Raw genomic sequence first — 1,699 nt, 5'->3', positions numbered from 1 at the left:
TCAAGAAGCTGTTCCGCGAACTGGAAGACTATCTGGACATTGATGACGACGAATAATTCGTAAATACAGGCAAACAGCGGAGTGCTTGGCACTCCGCTGTTTTTATTTTTCCAAAAGATCGCGCAGGGCGTGCCGCGCACGCAGATAGGCGATGAGTGTGGGCGTTTTGTGGTCGATGTCATCCTGCGAAATACCGCGCATAACGAGCAGTTCTTCTCGGAGCGGTTCAGAGCCGGTCACAAGACAGTAGCCGGAGTTGGTTTCGGCACAGATGCGTACTGGCATTCGTCGCCAGACCTGTCCGGAACCGGCGGTGCGCTGCTCGTATTGGATACGCTGCTGTTCATATAAGGCATGTCCGGCGCCTTCATCTCTGACTTCCGCACAAAATAGCTGCATGTGCAGGGTTTCTGTCAGTCCGAGCGTCTGTTCCAGTCGCTCTTCCCAATCGTGCGGGAGATAGTCGGCGTCTTCCGGAAAATCCGACTCAATGACAGCGAGCGCGGTCTGTGCATAGTGTGTACTTTCCTTGGGGAGAATCGTAAGGGGATATTTCTCTGCGAGCTGAGAAAGTACGGTGTGCAGCGGACAATCGCAGGGCTGCAAAGACGGCAGTTCCTGCTCCAGCAGAGCATCGACTAAATCGGCGGTTTCGCTGTCAATGCGCTGCTGTATGAGCATATCGAAATAATCCATGAAAAGTTCCTCCTGTTTTCTGTCTTTCAGTATAGCAGAAAAATGAGGGGAGGAAAAGTCGCGTTGACATTCCGGTATGGGTGTGCTATGATTTTTTAGAATCATAGAAAGTTGGCCGTTTGCGTGGGGAAAACGGCTGTTTAGATACGTTTGGCTATCTTGCCAAAGGAGTACGAATGAAACATACGCACAAAAAGAAAGCGCGCAGAGGTGCTGTGATCTGCGGTGCATATGGCAGAGGAAATGCCGGCGATGATGCCATTTTGCGTGCCATTTTGCAGGAGATGCGGCGGCTGGATGAGACCATGCCTGTGCAGGTCATTTCTAGAAATCCGGCTGAGACCAGCCAGCGATTTGGCGTGACAGCTTGCCACACCTTCCATTTCAGAAAGATCTGGCGGGCTGTGGGAAAAGCGGAGCTGTTTGTCAGCGGCGGCGGCAGCCTCATCCAAAATGCGACGTCCAGCCGTTCTCTGTATTATTATTTGGTGACGCTGCTCATGGCGAAGCTGCGCGGCTGTAAGGTTATGATGTACGGCAGCGGAATCGGGCCGGTGTACGGCAAATTTCATCGCTGGGCAGCGGGAAAAATTATTGACCATTGCGTAGATGTTGCGACATTGCGCGATGAAGATTCACGCAGAGAATTGGGACATATGGGTGTAAAGACACCCAAAATGCTGTGTACCGCGGATCCAACCATCAGCATTCATAAGCTGCATACAGAACAAGGGGCCAAGCTGCTGGAATATTTGGGTATTCCTGCGGATGGCATGTATCTTGGTCTTGGCTTGCGGCAGTGGAAGGGATTTGACGAAGCGGTAGAAGACATCGCGGAAGCACTGGAATACGCTTGGAAAACCTACGGTCTGATTCCAGTGTTCGTGCCGATTGAATATCCCAGTGACTGTCAAGCGGCAAAAAAAGTGATAGAGAAGCTCAACTGCCCATATTATCTGATTTCAGAGCAGCTGGAAATCAGTGAGACGGTATCTGTGCTGGC

At 51.4% G+C, this 1,699-nt stretch carries 2 protein-coding genes; one reads left to right on the top strand and one right to left on the bottom strand.

Annotated elements, in window-relative coordinates:
* Positions 1–102: 102 nt before the first annotated feature.
* On the bottom strand, positions 103–696 hold the full coding sequence (locus ACR0P9_RS12090) for a hypothetical protein (protein ID WP_432620495.1): 594 nt from the start codon (positions 694–696) through the stop codon (positions 103–105).
* Between the two features lie 176 nt (positions 697–872).
* On the opposite strand from ACR0P9_RS12090, the gene ACR0P9_RS12085 reads away from it, so the two are divergent.
* Positions 873–1,699, top strand: an 827-nt coding sequence (locus tag ACR0P9_RS12085) for a polysaccharide pyruvyl transferase family protein (protein WP_432620493.1), incomplete at its 3' end; no start/stop codon positions are given.

This window comes from Butyricicoccus sp. (genome assembly GCF_050872565.1).
In the GTDB taxonomy this organism is placed as follows: domain Bacteria; phylum Bacillota; class Clostridia; order Oscillospirales; family Butyricicoccaceae; genus Butyricicoccus_A.
Note: the sequence above shows the minus strand (reverse complement) of the source record. Positions and strands in the feature narration are given on the sequence as shown.